At 61.7% G+C, this 14,624-nt stretch carries 14 protein-coding genes; 10 read left to right on the top strand and 4 right to left on the bottom strand.

Annotation, left to right across the window (positions count from 1 at the left end; all coding sequences use genetic code 11):
- Genes HWN36_RS04365 through pheT form a run of 3 tightly spaced genes read left to right on the top strand, consistent with a single transcriptional unit; the run spans position 1 to position 4,331 of the window.
- The gene (locus tag HWN36_RS04365) at positions 1 to 1,254 is read left to right on the top strand and encodes a tryptophan--tRNA ligase (protein WP_176788240.1); all 1,254 of its coding nucleotides are present in this window, start codon (positions 1 to 3) and stop codon (positions 1,252 to 1,254) included.
- The gene (gene pheS, locus HWN36_RS04360) at positions 1,254 to 2,687 is read left to right on the top strand and encodes a phenylalanine--tRNA ligase subunit alpha (protein ID WP_176788239.1); all 1,434 of its coding nucleotides are present in this window, start codon (positions 1,254 to 1,256) and stop codon (positions 2,685 to 2,687) included. Before HWN36_RS04365 ends, pheS begins: the two co-directional genes overlap by 1 nt.
- Positions 2,688 to 2,690: 3 nt before the next feature.
- Positions 2,691 to 4,331: a phenylalanine--tRNA ligase subunit beta gene (gene pheT, locus HWN36_RS04355; protein ID WP_176788238.1), complete on the top strand. Its 1,641-nt coding sequence runs from the start codon at positions 2,691 to 2,693 to the stop codon at positions 4,329 to 4,331.
- Here the strand turns inward: pheT and hisF are convergent.
- A complete protein-coding gene (gene hisF, locus HWN36_RS04350; protein ID WP_176788237.1) occupies positions 4,288 to 5,094 on the bottom strand; it encodes an imidazole glycerol phosphate synthase subunit HisF in 807 nt (268 codons plus the stop codon). The two genes, pheT and hisF, sit on opposite strands and share 44 nt — an antisense overlap.
- A gap of 105 nt (positions 5,095 to 5,199) precedes the next feature.
- Between hisF and HWN36_RS04345 the strand changes: the two genes are divergently transcribed.
- The 3 genes from HWN36_RS04345 (at position 5,200) to HWN36_RS04335 (ending at position 8,385) form a co-directional block, all read left to right on the top strand.
- Positions 5,200 to 6,426: an adenosylhomocysteinase gene (locus HWN36_RS04345; RefSeq protein WP_176788236.1), complete on the top strand. Its 1,227-nt coding sequence runs from the start codon at positions 5,200 to 5,202 to the stop codon at positions 6,424 to 6,426.
- A 204-nt stretch (positions 6,427 to 6,630) separates the two neighbouring features.
- Positions 6,631 to 6,882: a DUF2769 domain-containing protein gene (locus HWN36_RS04340; RefSeq protein WP_176788235.1), complete on the top strand. Its 252-nt coding sequence runs from the start codon at positions 6,631 to 6,633 to the stop codon at positions 6,880 to 6,882.
- An 18-nt stretch (positions 6,883 to 6,900) separates the two neighbouring features.
- Positions 6,901 to 8,385 (top strand): glutamate synthase-related protein, encoded by a 1,485-nt coding sequence (locus tag HWN36_RS04335; protein ID WP_176788234.1) that lies wholly within the window; start codon positions 6,901 to 6,903, stop codon positions 8,383 to 8,385.
- Positions 8,386 to 9,018: 633 nt separating this feature from the next.
- Here HWN36_RS04335 and HWN36_RS04330 read toward each other — a convergent pair.
- Both HWN36_RS04330 and nifB read right to left on the bottom strand, forming a co-directional pair.
- On the bottom strand, positions 9,019 to 9,867 hold the full coding sequence (locus tag HWN36_RS04330) for a DNA-3-methyladenine glycosylase family protein (protein ID WP_176788233.1): 849 nt from the start codon (positions 9,865 to 9,867) through the stop codon (positions 9,019 to 9,021).
- Between the two features lie 17 nt (positions 9,868 to 9,884).
- The gene (gene nifB, locus HWN36_RS04325) at positions 9,885 to 10,790 is read right to left on the bottom strand and encodes a nitrogenase cofactor biosynthesis protein NifB (protein ID WP_176789573.1); all 906 of its coding nucleotides are present in this window, start codon (positions 10,788 to 10,790) and stop codon (positions 9,885 to 9,887) included.
- A gap of 102 nt (positions 10,791 to 10,892) precedes the next feature.
- On the opposite strand from nifB, the gene HWN36_RS04320 reads away from it, so the two are divergent.
- Entirely contained in the window at positions 10,893 to 11,405 is a 513-nt protein-coding gene (locus tag HWN36_RS04320) for a hypothetical protein (RefSeq protein ID WP_176788232.1), read from the top strand.
- Positions 11,406 to 11,412: 7 nt separating this feature from the next.
- On the opposite strand, the gene HWN36_RS04315 is transcribed toward HWN36_RS04320, so the two are convergent.
- Positions 11,413 to 11,679, bottom strand: coding sequence for a winged helix-turn-helix domain-containing protein (locus HWN36_RS04315; protein WP_176788231.1), 267 nt, complete (start codon positions 11,677 to 11,679; stop codon positions 11,413 to 11,415).
- A gap of 163 nt (positions 11,680 to 11,842) precedes the next feature.
- On the opposite strand from HWN36_RS04315, the gene HWN36_RS04310 reads away from it, so the two are divergent.
- The 3 genes from HWN36_RS04310 (at position 11,843) to HWN36_RS04300 (ending at position 14,618) form a co-directional block, all read left to right on the top strand.
- Positions 11,843 to 12,778: a substrate-binding domain-containing protein gene (locus HWN36_RS04310; RefSeq protein WP_176788230.1), complete on the top strand. Its 936-nt coding sequence runs from the start codon at positions 11,843 to 11,845 to the stop codon at positions 12,776 to 12,778.
- Between the two features lie 64 nt (positions 12,779 to 12,842).
- Positions 12,843 to 13,529, top strand: coding sequence for an ABC transporter permease (locus HWN36_RS04305; protein WP_176788229.1), 687 nt, complete (start codon positions 12,843 to 12,845; stop codon positions 13,527 to 13,529).
- A gap of 3 nt (positions 13,530 to 13,532) precedes the next feature.
- Positions 13,533 to 14,618 (top strand): ABC transporter ATP-binding protein, encoded by a 1,086-nt coding sequence (locus tag HWN36_RS04300; protein WP_176788228.1) that lies wholly within the window; start codon positions 13,533 to 13,535, stop codon positions 14,616 to 14,618.
- The last annotated feature ends 6 nt before the right edge of the window (positions 14,619 to 14,624 follow it).

Here is a 14,624-nt window from a genome sequence, read left to right as displayed (position 1 = left end):
ATGCAGCAGGGGATCAATCCATGGGCAAGCAGCCAGACGGTCGATGTCGGCAAACTCTTCTCTGAATTCGGCATTGAACCGATGGAAAACGTAGTTGACCGCCTCCCCGCCGTTCCTTCTTTTATGGGCCGGGGTATCGTCGTCGGTCACCGGGACTACGGCCGGATCGCCGACGCCATCAGGAACAGAATGCCCTTCAACGTGATGACCGGGTTCATGCCCTCGGGCCATCCGCACCTCGGCCACCTGATGGTGATGAAAGAAGTGGTCTGGCACGTGCAGCAGGGCGGGCAGGGCTATGTCGCCATCGCCGACCGTGAGGCGCATGCAGTCCGGGGAATATCCTGGGAGAAATGCCGGGAGTTCGGGCGGGAATACCTCGCCTGCCTCTACGCCCTCGGCTACGAGGGGAAGACCTACTCCCAGAGCGAGAACAACCCGTTAAAAGACCTCGCCTTCGAGGCGGCGACGAAGATCAACTTCTCCGACCTCCAGGCGATCTACGGTTTCTCGCAGGAGACGGCGCTCGCCCATGCGATGAGCGTTGCCACCCAGGTGGCTGACATCCTCTTCCCGCAGGCAGACTGCGGCCCGGCCCCCACCGTCGTTCCGGTCGGGATCGATCAGGACCCCCATATCAGGCTCACCAGGGACGTCGCCTACAAACTGCGGATGTTCCTTGTCGAGGTGCGGGACGGCTGCATCAGTGTCCGCTCGAAAAACGCCCCTGAGGAGGCGATTGATGCGGTCCACCGGGCGTTCCCGGGATCAACGCGCTACGAGGGGCATGTCGACATACCCGGTGCCTCATTCGCTCCGGTCGAGGAGGCGGTGCGCCTGATCGAGATCGATCACGGCGGTTTCGGGTTTGTCGCTCCCTCGTCCACCTACCACACCTTCATGCCCGGTCTGCAGGGCGGAAAGATGTCCTCCTCGGTCCCTGAGAGTTTCATCTCGTTCTGGGAGACCGAGAAGGACCTCAAAAAGAAGGTGATGGGCGCCCTGACCGGCGGGCGGATGACTCTTGACGAGCAGAAGCGTCTCGGCGGCGAACCTGAGAAGTGTCCGGTCTATCTCTTAAACCTCTTCCATATGGCGAAGGACGACGCCGAACTTGCCGAAATCTCTCGGCGGTGCCGGGCCGGCGAGCTTCTCTGCGGGACCTGCAAGAAGGAGACGCTTGCACGCACGCAGGAGTTCCTCAGGGACTTCACCGAACGGATAGACGAAGCAAAAGATCTGGTGGAAGGATAATGGCTGATCTCACCCTGAACGAAAAACGGCTTCTCGTCGCCCTCGCCCCCCGCGGCCGGGCCGGTGCCGTCGCCCTTGCAGAGGCCCTCGAAACATCGGAGGAGGCGGTCGTGCAGTATGCCCACCTCTGCGCCGACCGCGGCCTTGCAGCAATCGAGCGGACGGTCACGAAGACCTATACCCTCACCCCCGAAGGGGAGGAATACCTGAGATCCGGGCTGCCCGAACGGCAGATGCTGGAGCAGATCGGCGAGGGGATCCCGATGAAGGACCTCCAGGCCCTTCCCCTCTCCAGGATCGGCATTGGATGGCTGCGGAAAAAAGGCTGGATCACAATCACAAACGGCGTCGCCCAGACGATTGGCGAGGTGCCGCCCGGCGACGACGAGATCGCCCTTGCCGCACCGCGGGAGGGAATGCCCGGGATCCCTGATCTCCTCAAGCGCAACCTCATCGTCGAGGCCGAAGAGGCCTCCTACACGATTGCGATCACGCCGGCCGGAGCAGCGCTCGTCGTCTCCGGCCTCGACCTCAGGGAGGAGACCGGGACGCTGACGCGTGACCTGATCCTCTCGGGCTCGTGGCGGACGGCGAACCTCCGGCGCTACAGCCTCCAGACGCCCCCGAAACGGATCTATCCGGGCAAATCCCATCCGTACCAGCGGATCATCGACGAGGTCAAACGCATTCTCCTGGACATGGGCTTTGTGGAGATGCGGGGCGACATCGCCCTCTCGGCCTTCTGGGACTTCGACGCCCTCTTCCAGCCGCAGGACCACCCGGCCCGCGAGATGCAGGACACCTTCTACCTCGACCGCACCGAGCCCGTGCCCGCGGGCTGGGAGGGGGTGCGCGACATGCACGAGCACGGCGGCGCCACCTCCTCAACCGGGTGGGGCGGCGTCTGGGAGGCTGCAAAGGCCGAGCAGTGCGTGCTGCGCACTCACACGACTCCGCTCTCGGTCAAATATCTCATCGAGAACCCGAAGCCCCCGGTGAAGGCCTTCGCCCTCGGCCGGGTCTACCGGCGCGAGGCGATCGACCCGACCCACCTGCCCGAGTTCGAGCAGCTCGAAGGGATCGTCATGGACGAGGACGTCACCTTCCGCCACCTCCTCGGCTACCTGCGCGAGTTCTACCAGAGGATGGGCTTTTCAAACGTCAGGTTCAGGCCGGGCTACTTCCCGTACACCGAGCCCTCGGTCGAACCCGAAGTATGGGTGGACGGGCTCGGCTGGGTGGAGCTCGGCGGCGCCGGCGTCTTCAGGGAAGAGGTCACCGCCCCGTGGGGGATCGAGGCCCCGGTGCTCGCATGGGGGCTCGGGATCTCCCGCGTCGGCATGCTCAAACTCGGGTTAAAGGACCTCAGGCAGCTTTACCGGAGCGACATCGACTGGATCAGGGAGAGCCCGGTGATCGGGGAGGGGGAGTGAGATATGGCAATAATTCGGCTCAACTACGAATATCTCGAACGGCTGACCGGCACCGACCGGCAGAGCATCATCGATCGGCTGCCGATGATCGGCTCTGACATCGAGCGCACCCTCGAGGACCATGTGGACATGGAGTTCTTCCCGAGCCGCGTCGACCTCTACTCCACCGAGGGCGTGGCCCGCGCCATGCGCGGTTTCCTCGGTATCGAGGAGGGTCTTCCCGCATATCCGGTCACCCCTTCGGGGATCGCCTTCTCGGTCGACCCGGCCCTCGCTGAAATCCGGCCATACCTCGGTTCGGCTGTGATCCGGAACGTCCGCCTCGACGAGGCCGGGATCGAGAGCCTGATGGGGCTTCAAGAAGCGCTCCACTGGGCGCTCGGCCGGGGCCGGCGGAAGGTGGCGATCGGCGTCCACGACATGGCCGCCGTCAGGCCGCCGTTCCGTTATCTCGCCTCGCCGCGGGACCGCCGTTTTGTCCCGCTCGACTTTACCGAGGACCTCTCGATGGAGGAGATCCTCTCGGACCACCCGAAGGGCCGGGACTACGCCCGTCTTGTCGAGAACTTCGACCGTTTCCCCCTCATCGTCGACGCCGACGACCGCGTTCTTTCTTTCCCGCCGATCATCAACGGCGAACTGACGCGGGTGACGACGGAGACGAGAACCATCCTGCTCGACTGCACCGGCACCGACGCGCGCGCCGTGCGGATGGCGGCGAACATCATCTGCACCGCCCTTGCTGAAGCCGGGGCGACGATCGAGAGCGTCGATATTGATGGCACGCCATGCCCCGATCTCTCCCCTGTCGAGCGGATCGTGAGCGTCGCCGACTGCGCCCGCCTGCTCGGCCTTGACCTCGACGCGGAGGAGATGGCCGCTCTCCTGCGGAAGATGCGCTTCGGCGCCGAACCCCTCCCTGAAGGCCGCGTCAGGGTGCTCGTGCCACCGTACCGCGCCGATATCATGCACGACTGGGACCTTTTCGAGGACGTCGCCGTCGCATACGGCTACGACCGCTTCGACGCCGCCCTCCCCAGAACCTTCACCACCGGCAGGGAGCACCCGATCTCGGCCCTCGAGCGGACGGTCCGCACCATCTTCACGGGCCTGGGCTACCTCGAGGTGCTGCCCTTTACCCTCACCTCGGAGAAACTGCTGTACGAACGGATGGGCCGTGCGCCTTCGCCCGACGTCCTCCCGGTGGCAAAACCGATCACCGAGGACCAGAGCGTGGTGCGCACCCACATTCTCCCCCTGCTCATGGAGACCCTCCAGATCAACCGCCACCGCGAACTCCCGCAGCAGGTCTTTGCGACCGGCGACGTGATCCGGGGATATGCAACGATGCAGACCGTTGCCGCCGTCTCCATTCATGCGGCGGCCGATTTCTCCGAGGCCTATGCGACGATGGACGCTCTCTGCCGGGAGTGCGGCCTCTCGCCTGAGTTCGCAGAATCCGCCGATCCGGCGTTCATCGATGGTCGTCGCGGCGACGTCGTCGTGAACGGAAAAATAGTCGGGGTCTTCGGTGAGATCCACCCCGAGGTGCTCACCGCCTTCTCCCTCGAGCACCCGGTAGCAGCGCTCGAACTCGACCTTACAGCCGTACCGGGATATCCCGTGCGGCCAGGTACTCCTTGACCTGCCTGACGGTGAACTCACCGTAATGGAAGACGCTTGCCGCAAGGCAGGCGTCTGCTTTTCCGAGAACGAAACCGTCGTAAAAGTGTTCGAGCGTCCCGACGCCGCCGCTTGCGATCACCGGGATACCGACGCCCTCTGAGATGGCGCGGGTGATCGGGATGTCGAACCCTTCTTTTGTGCCGTCGGTCTCCATGCTGGTCAGGAGAATCTCGCCGGCCCCGCGCGCCTCGACCTCCTGTGCCCACCTGACCGCATCGATCCCGGTCGGGTGCGATCCGCCCATCGTCACCACCTCGTACCAGACCTCGCGGCCGTCTGGGAGGACCACCGGTGTTTTTCCCTCCTGCATCACGGGGTTCGCCCTGACATCGATCGCCACGACGATGCACTGCGTCCCGAACCGCGCCGCCGCACGGTCGATGAGGGATGGGTCGGTGACGGCGCTCGTATTGATCGAGACCTTGTCGGCCCCGGCCCGCAGAGTCTGCTGGATATCGTCGACGCTCCTGATCCCGCCGCCGACGGTGAGCGGGAGGAAGAGCTGGTCGGCCGCCCTCCCGATCACCGAGAGGATCGTCCCGCGGTTCTCCTTCGATGCGGTGATGTCCAGGAAGACCACCTCATCGGCCCCCTGCTCGTTGTAGCGTGCTGCGAGCTCCACCGGGTCCCCTGCGTCCCTGAGTCCCTCGAAGTGCGTTCCCTTTACGACCCTGCCGTCTTTGATGTCGAGGCACGGGATGATCCGTCTGGTGAGTGCCATGCGAAGTTTCTCTGGCGGCGGGGATTATCAGCGTTTGGGAAGGGCGTTTGCGCACCCTTGAAGTGTTCGGCGTCCAATGATATGGGAGGAGGCTGTGGCAACCATATGACGACAGGCCAGCAGAAGATGGACTGGGCCAGGCAGTATATGCCGGTCCTCAGGAGCATCAGAGAGGAATTCGAGAGAGAAAAGCCGCTTGCGGGCGTGACCATCGGGATGGCCCTCCATGTGGAGGCGAAGACCGCCGTCCTGGTCGAAACTCTGGCGGCCGGCGGTGCCGAGGTGTACATCACCGGCTGCAACCCCCTCTCCACGCAGGACGATGTGGCAGAAGCCCTGAACGGGGTTAAGGGCGTCCACTGCTATGCAAAGCGTGCATGCTCGAACGAGGAGTACTACGCGGCGATCAACCGGGTGCTCGACGCCCGCCCCTCGATTACGATCGACGACGGCATGGACCTGATCTTCGAGATCCACACCCGCAGGCAGGACGTGCTCGACGGCGTCGTCGGCGGCTGCGAGGAGACGACGACCGGTATCCACCGTCTCCGCTCGATGGCGGCTGAAGGGGCCCTGAAGTTCCCGGTGATCGCCGTGAACGACACCCCGATGAAGCGTCATTTCGACAATGTCCACGGCACCGGCGAGAGCTCGCTCTCGTCGATCATGGTGACCACGAACTGCCTGCTTGCGGGCAAGCACCTCGTCGTCGCCGGCTACGGTTTCTGCGGCCGCGGCGTGGCGCGGAAGGCCCGCGGCCTCGGTGCGCAGGTGATCGTCACCGAGGTGGACCCAAGGCGTGCGCTTGAGGCGCATATGGAGGGTTTTGTCGTGATGCCGATGGACGAGGCGGTGAAGGTCGGCGAGATCTTCATCACCACCACCGGAAACACTTCGATCCTGACCGAACGGCACTTCGCCCTGATGCAGGACGGCGCCATCCTCTCCAATGCCGGGCACTTCAACGTCGAGATCGATGTGAAGTGGCTGGAGGAGCACGCCGACGCCATCGAGCGCCGGGATGGGATCGACACCTACGATATTTTCGGGAAGCAGATCCACGTCCTGGCCGAGGGGCGCCTGGTGAACCTGGCGACGCCGAAGGGGATGGGCCACCCGATTGAGGTGATGGACCTCTCGTTTGCCCTTCAGGCGCTCTCGGCCCGGTACATGGTCGAGCACGGACAGGACCTCGTCCCCGGCGTCTACGACGTCCCGAACGCCATCGACGAGGAAGTGGCGGAAAGAAAACTCGCCGCCCTCGGGATCGCGATCGACTCGCTCAGCGAGGAGCAGACGCACTATATGAGCGCCTGGAACATTGGCACATAATTATTTTGTGAGGTTTTCCTCCCCTTTTTTTCTGGCGCCTCATAATCGCCTGCCCTGCCTTCAGGGGAGTGTCGATGAGGGTAAAACCGATGTGAGGTTGGTTTTCCCCAGAAATCCGATCATAGCATACACATTTCCATTGTTCCACCCTGAAATGGAAATGGTATTATATCGTGAAGATTATGATTGGTCGGGGGACTGGGAATGGATCAGACTGAGTTGTCCATGGAAGAGAAGAAGCAGATGGTTCTTTCGATGTGCATCTGCAAGACATGCCCGAGCTGGAAGGAGTGCGGCGAGGCCGGAGGTTTCTGTTTTCCCCTGATTGGAAAAAGCAGGTGCATCGATGAGGAGAAGGGGTGTATCTGCGGCGGGTGTCCGGTGTACACAGAAATGGGGCTTTCTCACATCTATTACTGTCTTCTGGGTTCGGAAAAAGAACAGTCAGGCGTTTGAGATCAGGACGGTTTCAAAATGGTGAGATATCGGTGTAATGTCTGTCAGGTCTTTGAGTACGATCCCGCCAGGGGTGACTCGGTGACCGGCATCCCCCCGGGTACGAAACCTGCAGATTTTCCTGACGATTGGCAATGCCCCATCTGCCGCTCCAACCACTCGCACCTGCAGCCTCTGGAGGACCGGCAGGTGAAGGTGTCGGAGCAGACGATCATCTGTCCTGTCTGCGGCGCCGAGCACAGGATCACCGTCTCCCATATGGGGCGCGGGTATGTGGAGGGCTACCTCGGGGAGTGGAAACGTGAGAATGACGACCTTGAGGTCCAGATGGCCAGGATCCACCGTATCGCGGCGACAGACGAATCGATCGTCGAACCGATGCGCACCCGCCGACCGGTCATATCATGGGACGATATCCTGATCATGGGTGCGCAGCTGGCCCGTCTCCCTCTCAACGACGGCGAACCGGTGAGCACCAGGACGGTGATCGGGCCGAAGGCCGATAAACCTCTTGTGATCGAGACCCCGATCTACATCACGCATATGTCCTTTGGGGCCCTCTCCAGAGAGGTTAAGGTGGCCCTGGCCAGGGGGAGCGCCGCGGTGGGCACCGCCATGTGCTCGGGCGAGGGGGGGATCCTGGAGGAATCCCTTGAGGCTTCGTACCGCTATATCTTTGAATATGTCCCGAACCGTTACAGCGCAACCCCGGAAAACCTGCGGCGTGTGGATGCCGTCGAGCTCAAGATCGGGCAGTCTTCAAAGCCCGGGATGGGTGCCCATCTCCCTGCGGAGAAGGTCACCCGGGAGATCGCAGCGATCCGGGGTTTCCCGCCCGGGGTTGATATCGTCAGCCCTGCCCGTTTTGAGGGGATAAGAGATGCCGGCAGCCTGAAAAAGATCGTTTCTGATCTCAGGGAGGCGACCGGAGGCAGGCCAATCGGGATCAAACTGGCGGCCGGGCAGATCGAGGCCGATATGGCGGTCGCCGTTGCGGCAGGACCCGACTTTATCACCATCGACGGGCGGCCCGGGGCGACAGGGGCCAGCCCTCTCTTTATCAAGGACGCCACCTCTGTACCGACTCCGTTTGCCCTCTACAGGGCCAGGAAGTTTCTGGATAGGCACGAAGTCGAGGGTGTCTCACTGGTGATCACCGGAGGGTTGCGGGTCTCGTCCGACTTTGCAAAGGCCCTCGCCATGGGTGCCGACGCCGTGGCGATCGGAACTGCAGCCCTGATGGCCTGTGCCTGCCAGCAGTACCGCCTCTGCAACACCGGGAAGTGCCCGGTTGGGGTGACCACGCAGGATCCCCTGCTCAGGGAACGGCTGCGGATCGATATATCGGCACGGCAGCTGGAGAACTTCCTCCGGGTTTCGACGGCCGAACTCACGGATTTCGCGCGCCTGACCGGCCACGACGATGTCCATGCCCTCTCAACCCGGGACCTCTGCACCACGAACTCGGAGATCTCGAACTATACTGACATCGGACATGTGTGAAGTGTCAGGGAACCGGCCGTATGAGGGGGAGCAGGGGGATTGGTGTGGCTCTCTCCCGCTTCCTGGAAGATGTTCGGGCTCTTCGCTACTGTGTGTGGGTAGCCCTGATATCTTCATTTGACTCCTCTCAGGTGACACGGGATAATGGGCTGACCTCACAAAGCAGGTCGCGATTGAGAAAGCGAGGAGTGTTTCCCAGATGAAAAGGAGTTGATCCCTGTGCTGGTGCCTGGAGGCTGGCTTGCCCCGCTGATCTGCGATAGGGGGGATGGGCGTAATCCCTCAGGATCCCGTGTGTGCCTTCCCGGTCCAATCGTGCGCGGGGGTCCGGGGGTGCAACCCCCGGCGTGCAGTGTGGGGAAGGCGGTTGATCGATAGGCACGTGTGAAAGCGTTACCCACATGAAACAGCGAAGAGCCGATGTTCACCTGGAGGACCGGGATTTTGTCGGCATAATGGACGTGCTTCTCTGTGTCGCAACCGGTGGTGTGAGCAGGGATCTGCGACCCGATAAGGTGCGGGGGCCGTTCGCCAGAGCGGAAAAAAATGCCGATCCTGAAACTCAAGGGGGCCCGGACCCTGTCGGCGTGCCGCTGTGCATCAGAACCGTTACCAGAGGTGTTGATCTCTTTCTCAGGATCTCTCCTCTTCCCGCACGCAGAAGAGGTACTCCTGCGCCCACCCGGCATATGCCCCGAAGTGCTCCCGCGCAAACCCGGCGATCAGGTCGTACTCGCGGCAGGCCATGGTTTTGTCTTCCGGGAGGTCAGGCAGGTAGTGGCGGCGCATCATCCGCCTGATGTGCACGTCCACCGGAAAGGCCTCGTATTTCTCGAAGGCGAAGAGGAGAATGCAGTCGGCGGCCTTCGGACCGACGCCGGGGAACCTGAGGAGTTCAGCCTTCGCCTCCCCGTAGGGAAGGGCGGCGACCCTCTGTGCCCATGCCGGATCCTCTGCGCAGAGCGCCGCCGTGGCGCAGGCGTACGGCGCCCGGTAGCCGAGCACGCACCCCCGCAGTTCGTCCTCGCTGCAGGGGGCGAGGGCTGCAGCGTCGGGAAAGGCGCTAACACCTCCCTGGAGGCGCCTGCCGTAACGTCCGGCAATCAGGGAGATGCGCTTTTTTATCGTCGGGATATTGGTGTTTGTGGCGCAGATATACGAGACCAGAGTCTCGAAGGGCTCCTGCCGCAGGATGCGCAGCCCGAGGCAGCGCCCGATCGCCGCGTGGATGCGGGCGTCGCGGTCGACCGAAGAGAGGATCGCCTCGAGGTCGAGGTCGAGGGCGAAGTAGCGGCGGATGAACGGTTCGTCCGCGCCTGAAAAGATGAGCCTCTCTCCCTCCTGCCTGATCGCGATTGCATGATCGCCGGCGACGCCGTACCAGGTCCCGTCCATCTTCTCCCACCTGAACGCCTGCCCGCACCCGAGGGTGGCGTCAAGGTTGAACGGATTGCCCGGGCCGAGCCTGAGTGCTTTTTCCATTAAAAAAGAGGATTGTTTTATTTCCTGCTGCAGCCAGAGTAGACGTTGGCCTGGACGTCCTGCCCCAGTTTGCCGATCGCGTCCGAACGGCAGCGGGCGCAGTGGCGCATCTGCTTGATATAGGGGGCGCACCGATCCTGCATCGCCTTTTTCTCCGCAGCAGTCGGCGGGACGACCTCGGCGAACTTGTACTGCGGGATCAGCAGGATGAGGTTGAAGGAGAACGCGCCCATTTCACCTACTTTCTTTGCGATATCGACGATATGGTCATCGTTGACCCCGGGAATATAGACGCAGTTCACTTTCACGAACATCTTTCTCTCGACGGCCATCCTGATCCCCTCGAGCTGATTTTTCAGGAGGATCTCGGCAGCTTCCCGGCCGGTGTAATGCTTGCCATGGTAGTTCACGAACGAGTAGATCTTCTCGCCGACGGCCGGATCGACGGCATTGAGCGTGACGGTCACGTTGCCGACGCCGTATTTCTGGAGTTCGTCGATCTTCTCAGGGAGCAGGAGGCCGTTCGTTGAGATGCACATGATCAGGTGGGGGAACTCCTCGTGGACCAGCCTCAGGGTCTCGAAAGTTTCCGGGTTTGCGAGGGGTTCGCCGGGCCCGGCGATCCCTATCACCTTCACGTAGGGGTAGTCCTGGATCACCTTTCTGACCAGTTCTATCGTTTCCTGCGGGGAGAGGACCTTTGAGGTGACGCCCGGTCGGCTCTCGTTCACACAGTCGAAGTCCCGCACGCAGTAGTTGCACTGGATGTTGCAGTGCGGGGCCACCGGCAGGTGGCAGCGCCCGAAGGTGTGGCAGGCTGTCTCCGAATAGCAGGGGTGCTCCTGGATCTTGCGCAGCTGTTCAGGGTCGTAGGGCACATCCCGATCCCCGACCGTTGCCGTCCTGTACTCATTTTCGGCCATGGCAAACAACACACTATACTCTCCCCCGCTCTTATATTACAGTTCGGTTGGTGCACCGAGGGTTGAGGAACGGTTATATGGCGGGCATGTGCATTCCCGTGCATGTACTCATGCACCACGGCATCTCTGGCGATTCTGATCGTCCTGACTGTCCTTATTGCGGGCTGCGCATCCTCACCTGACGGCGGGGAGATCGCGACTCCTGAGGCCACCATCCCGCCGTCGCCCACCCCGGAGCCCGTGGAAAGTCCGGTGATCGTCTCCGATCCCCGCCTCTCCCCTATGGCGATCACTCTGACGGCATCCGAAATGAGCGACGGCACCGGTGTCTATCTCACGCTTGCTATTGACCCGAAGGGTGCAGCGATCGCCCGGAACGGTGTTCCTGTGATCGCCACCATCTTCGCCTATAACACGGTCGAGGAGGCCCCGGGCTTCGTGCCGGGATCGGCCGACGAGGTGCGGTCTTCAGGTCTGCCGTACCGGAGCCTCTCAGATACGGTCTACGATGCCCCGGTCAGTTTCAGGGCCTCGCTCCCGGCTGAATCCGAGTTCAAAAATCTGGATATCGGAAAAGAGTATGTATATGGAGTTTTCTTGAACATAAGAGATTGAGAGATTTTCAGGTGTCGCACCCGGGCATCTTTGTCTCCTGGAAGATCACTCTGCCCTTTGCCGTGAGAGCGACTGAGCTGAAGAGATAGGGTTCTGAAGAGGCGCGTATGTGGAGATCCACCGCTCCCATTCGTTCCAGTTCCCTGACCGCCGTGTTCACCTCGTTTGGAGGAAGGCCGGTCATGGCACTGAGCTCTTTACCTGTGTACTGGCGCATTGTACCGCCTACAAGGGCGTACATGATTTTTTCAGCGTTTTTTCCCATTTTTTCCATGGTTTTCTCCGGGGGTGATCAGATGCACTTGATATTGCCCTGAAATTATTAAACCTTCCTTCACACCCCGGGGGGCCGGGAAGGCATGGTTAATTGTATTAATTTAACTTTTATCGCAAATCTGGAAAAATATTTAATATCTGGCATGATGACACTATCGGCTATGAAGAAAGGCATTTTGATGGTGCTTGCGGTCATTATGGTCGCTGCAGCGATCGCTGCAGGATGCACCGGTACGTCGGACCGGGAGGCAAACCTGAATCCATCCGAGACGCGGACGCTGCTCCTCGCCACGACGACGAGTCTGTACGATACCGGTCTTCTCGATGCCCTGAAGGCGCCTTTCGAGAAGGAGTATAACGCGAAGGTCGATATCATCTCCGCCGGCACGGGCACGGCGCTTGGATACGGTGAGAACGGCGACGTCGACGTGATGATGGTCCACGACCGGGCGCGTGAAGACGCTTTCATCGAGAACGGCCACGGCATCGACCGCCGCGTCATCGCCTACAACTACTTCGTGATCGTCGGTCCTGAGGCTGATCCTGCCGGGGTAAAGAATATGAACCCTGAAGAGGCTTTCACCACGATCCGCGAGAAGGGGCTTGCCGACCCGGCGCAGGTGAAGTTCGTCTCGCGCGGCGACAACTCGGGCACCCACGCAAAGGAGAAGGCGATCTGGAACGGAGCAGGGTTCAACTACACGACCGATATCACGAAATCGGGCGATTGGTACATCGAGGCCGGCACCGGGATGGGTGCGACCCTGGTGATGGCAGACGAGAAAGCCGCTTACACCCTCTCCGACATCGGCACCTACCTCGCCTACAAGGACAAGATCGCCCTTGTGCCGGTGGTTTCAGAGGGCGAGATCCTCCTCAACGTCTACTCGGTGATGCGGATCAACCCCGAGAAGCACCCGGGCGTGAACTCGAGCCTTGCAAAGGACTGGATCAACTATCTGATCACGCCATCGACCCAGAAGACGATCGAGGAGTTCGGGGTTGAAACCTACGGCGAACCCCTCTTCTTTCCGGCTGCAGGCAACTGGGATACGATGGGCGTGAACCGGTCTGAGGTGGAAGGCCCGGTAGTCTGAAGGCCGCTGGTTTTTTCCATTATCCAATCCTTTTCTTTTATCGATCCTTTGGGGGTGGTGAGAGATGGGCTATATCATCGATGGTCTGATGGAGGCGTTCCACCTGATAGTCTCGCTGGACCCGGACGTCATGGAGATCACGGTTCTGTCTCTTATTGTATCTCTGACGGCGACGGTTGTCGCCACCACCCTCGCCCTCCCTTTCGGGACGGCGATAAAGTTTACCGAGTTCCCCGGGAAAAAGGTGCTCATCAACCTGATCCAGACGCTCTACTCCCTCCCGACGGTTCTTGTCGGGCTGCTCGTCTTCCTGCTCATCACCCGTCACGGCCCGCTCGGGTTTGCCGGCCTCCTCTTCACGCCGCAGGCGATGATCCTGGCCCAGACGATCCTGATTCTCCCTATCATGGTCGGGCTGACGATATCGGCTCTTTCAGGGGTGGACGAGACGATCAGGGATACGATCATCTCCCTTGGCGCCACCCGCCTCCAGTTCCTTACCTCGATCGTTAGGGAGGCGCGGTTTGCGATCTTTGCGGCGGTCGTTGTCGGGTTCGGGCGGGCGATCTCGGAGGTCGGCGCTGCCATCCTCATCGGCGGGAACATCGCCCACCGCACGCGCGTGCTGACGACGGCGATCTCCCTGAACACCTCGCAATGGGAGATCGGCACCTCCATTGCGCTCGGGATCGTCCTCCTCGCGATCGCCCTCGTCGTGAACACCGGCGTGACCCTCTTCCAGCAGCGGTGAACCATGATCGAAATCGAACATGTATCCAAGAGTTTCGGGGAGAAAACCGTCCTGAAAGATGTGAATGCCGCGATCCAGGACGGCGAGATCTTCGCGATCATCGGCCCCTCGGGCTCGGGCAAGTCCACCCTCCTGCGGATGATCAACCTGCTCGAAGTCCCGGACGGCGGGCGCATCGTCGTCGACGGCACCGATATCCATGCCGAACGGCGGCGTACCCTCGAGATCAGGCGGATGATGGCAATGGTCTTCCAGAAACCTGCCGCCTTCAACGAGAGCGTCTACGACAACATCGCTGTCGGTCTGCGGATGCGCCATGTGCCAGAGCGCGAGATCCAGACGAAGATCGTCGATGCGCTCGAGGTGATCGGGCTCTCCGGCTACGAAAAGCGGCGGGCGAAGACGCTTTCAGGCGGGGAGATGCAGCGGGTCGCCCTTGCGCGGGCGCTGGTGACCGATCCGGCCGTACTTCTGATGGACGAACCGACGGCGAATCTCGACCCCGTTGCCACGGCGACGATCGAGGACCTGGTGCTGCGGATCAACCGGGAGTTCGGGCAGACCGTGGTGATCTCCACGCACGATATGCTCCAGGGTCAGCGCCTCGCCCACCGGATCGGCGTCCTGATGGACGGTGTCTTCTCGCAGGTCGGCACCCCGCGCGAGGTCTTCGCCCTGCCGAAGAACAAGCACGTCGCCCGCTTCGTCGGGATCGAGAACATCGTCTCCGGCAGGATCGCCAGGATGTCGGAGGGCGTCGCCGAGATCGAAACCGACTTCGGTACGACCATCAGCGCCGTCACGCCCCTTTCCCCCGGGACCCGCGTCTCTGTCTGCATCAAGCCCGAGGAGATCACCCTCCACCTTGCAGAATACCCTCACACCTCAGCGCGCAACGCCCTTGGGGGGAAGGTCGCCAGAATGACGGCCTTCGGCCCGCTGATGCGCCTTGTCGTCGATTGTGGCATCCCCATCTCCGTGCTGATCACCTGGAAGTCAGCCGAGGAGATGGGGCTCTCGGAGGGGAGCCGGGTGCGGATCTCCTTCAAGGCGAGTGCCGCCCATGTCGTCGAGGATACCGGGGCGTGAAGGCCG

Source organism: Methanofollis tationis (genome assembly GCF_013377755.1).
GTDB lineage: Archaea > Halobacteriota > Methanomicrobia > Methanomicrobiales > Methanofollaceae > Methanofollis > Methanofollis tationis.
This window is presented reverse-complemented; position numbering and strand designations above follow the sequence as displayed.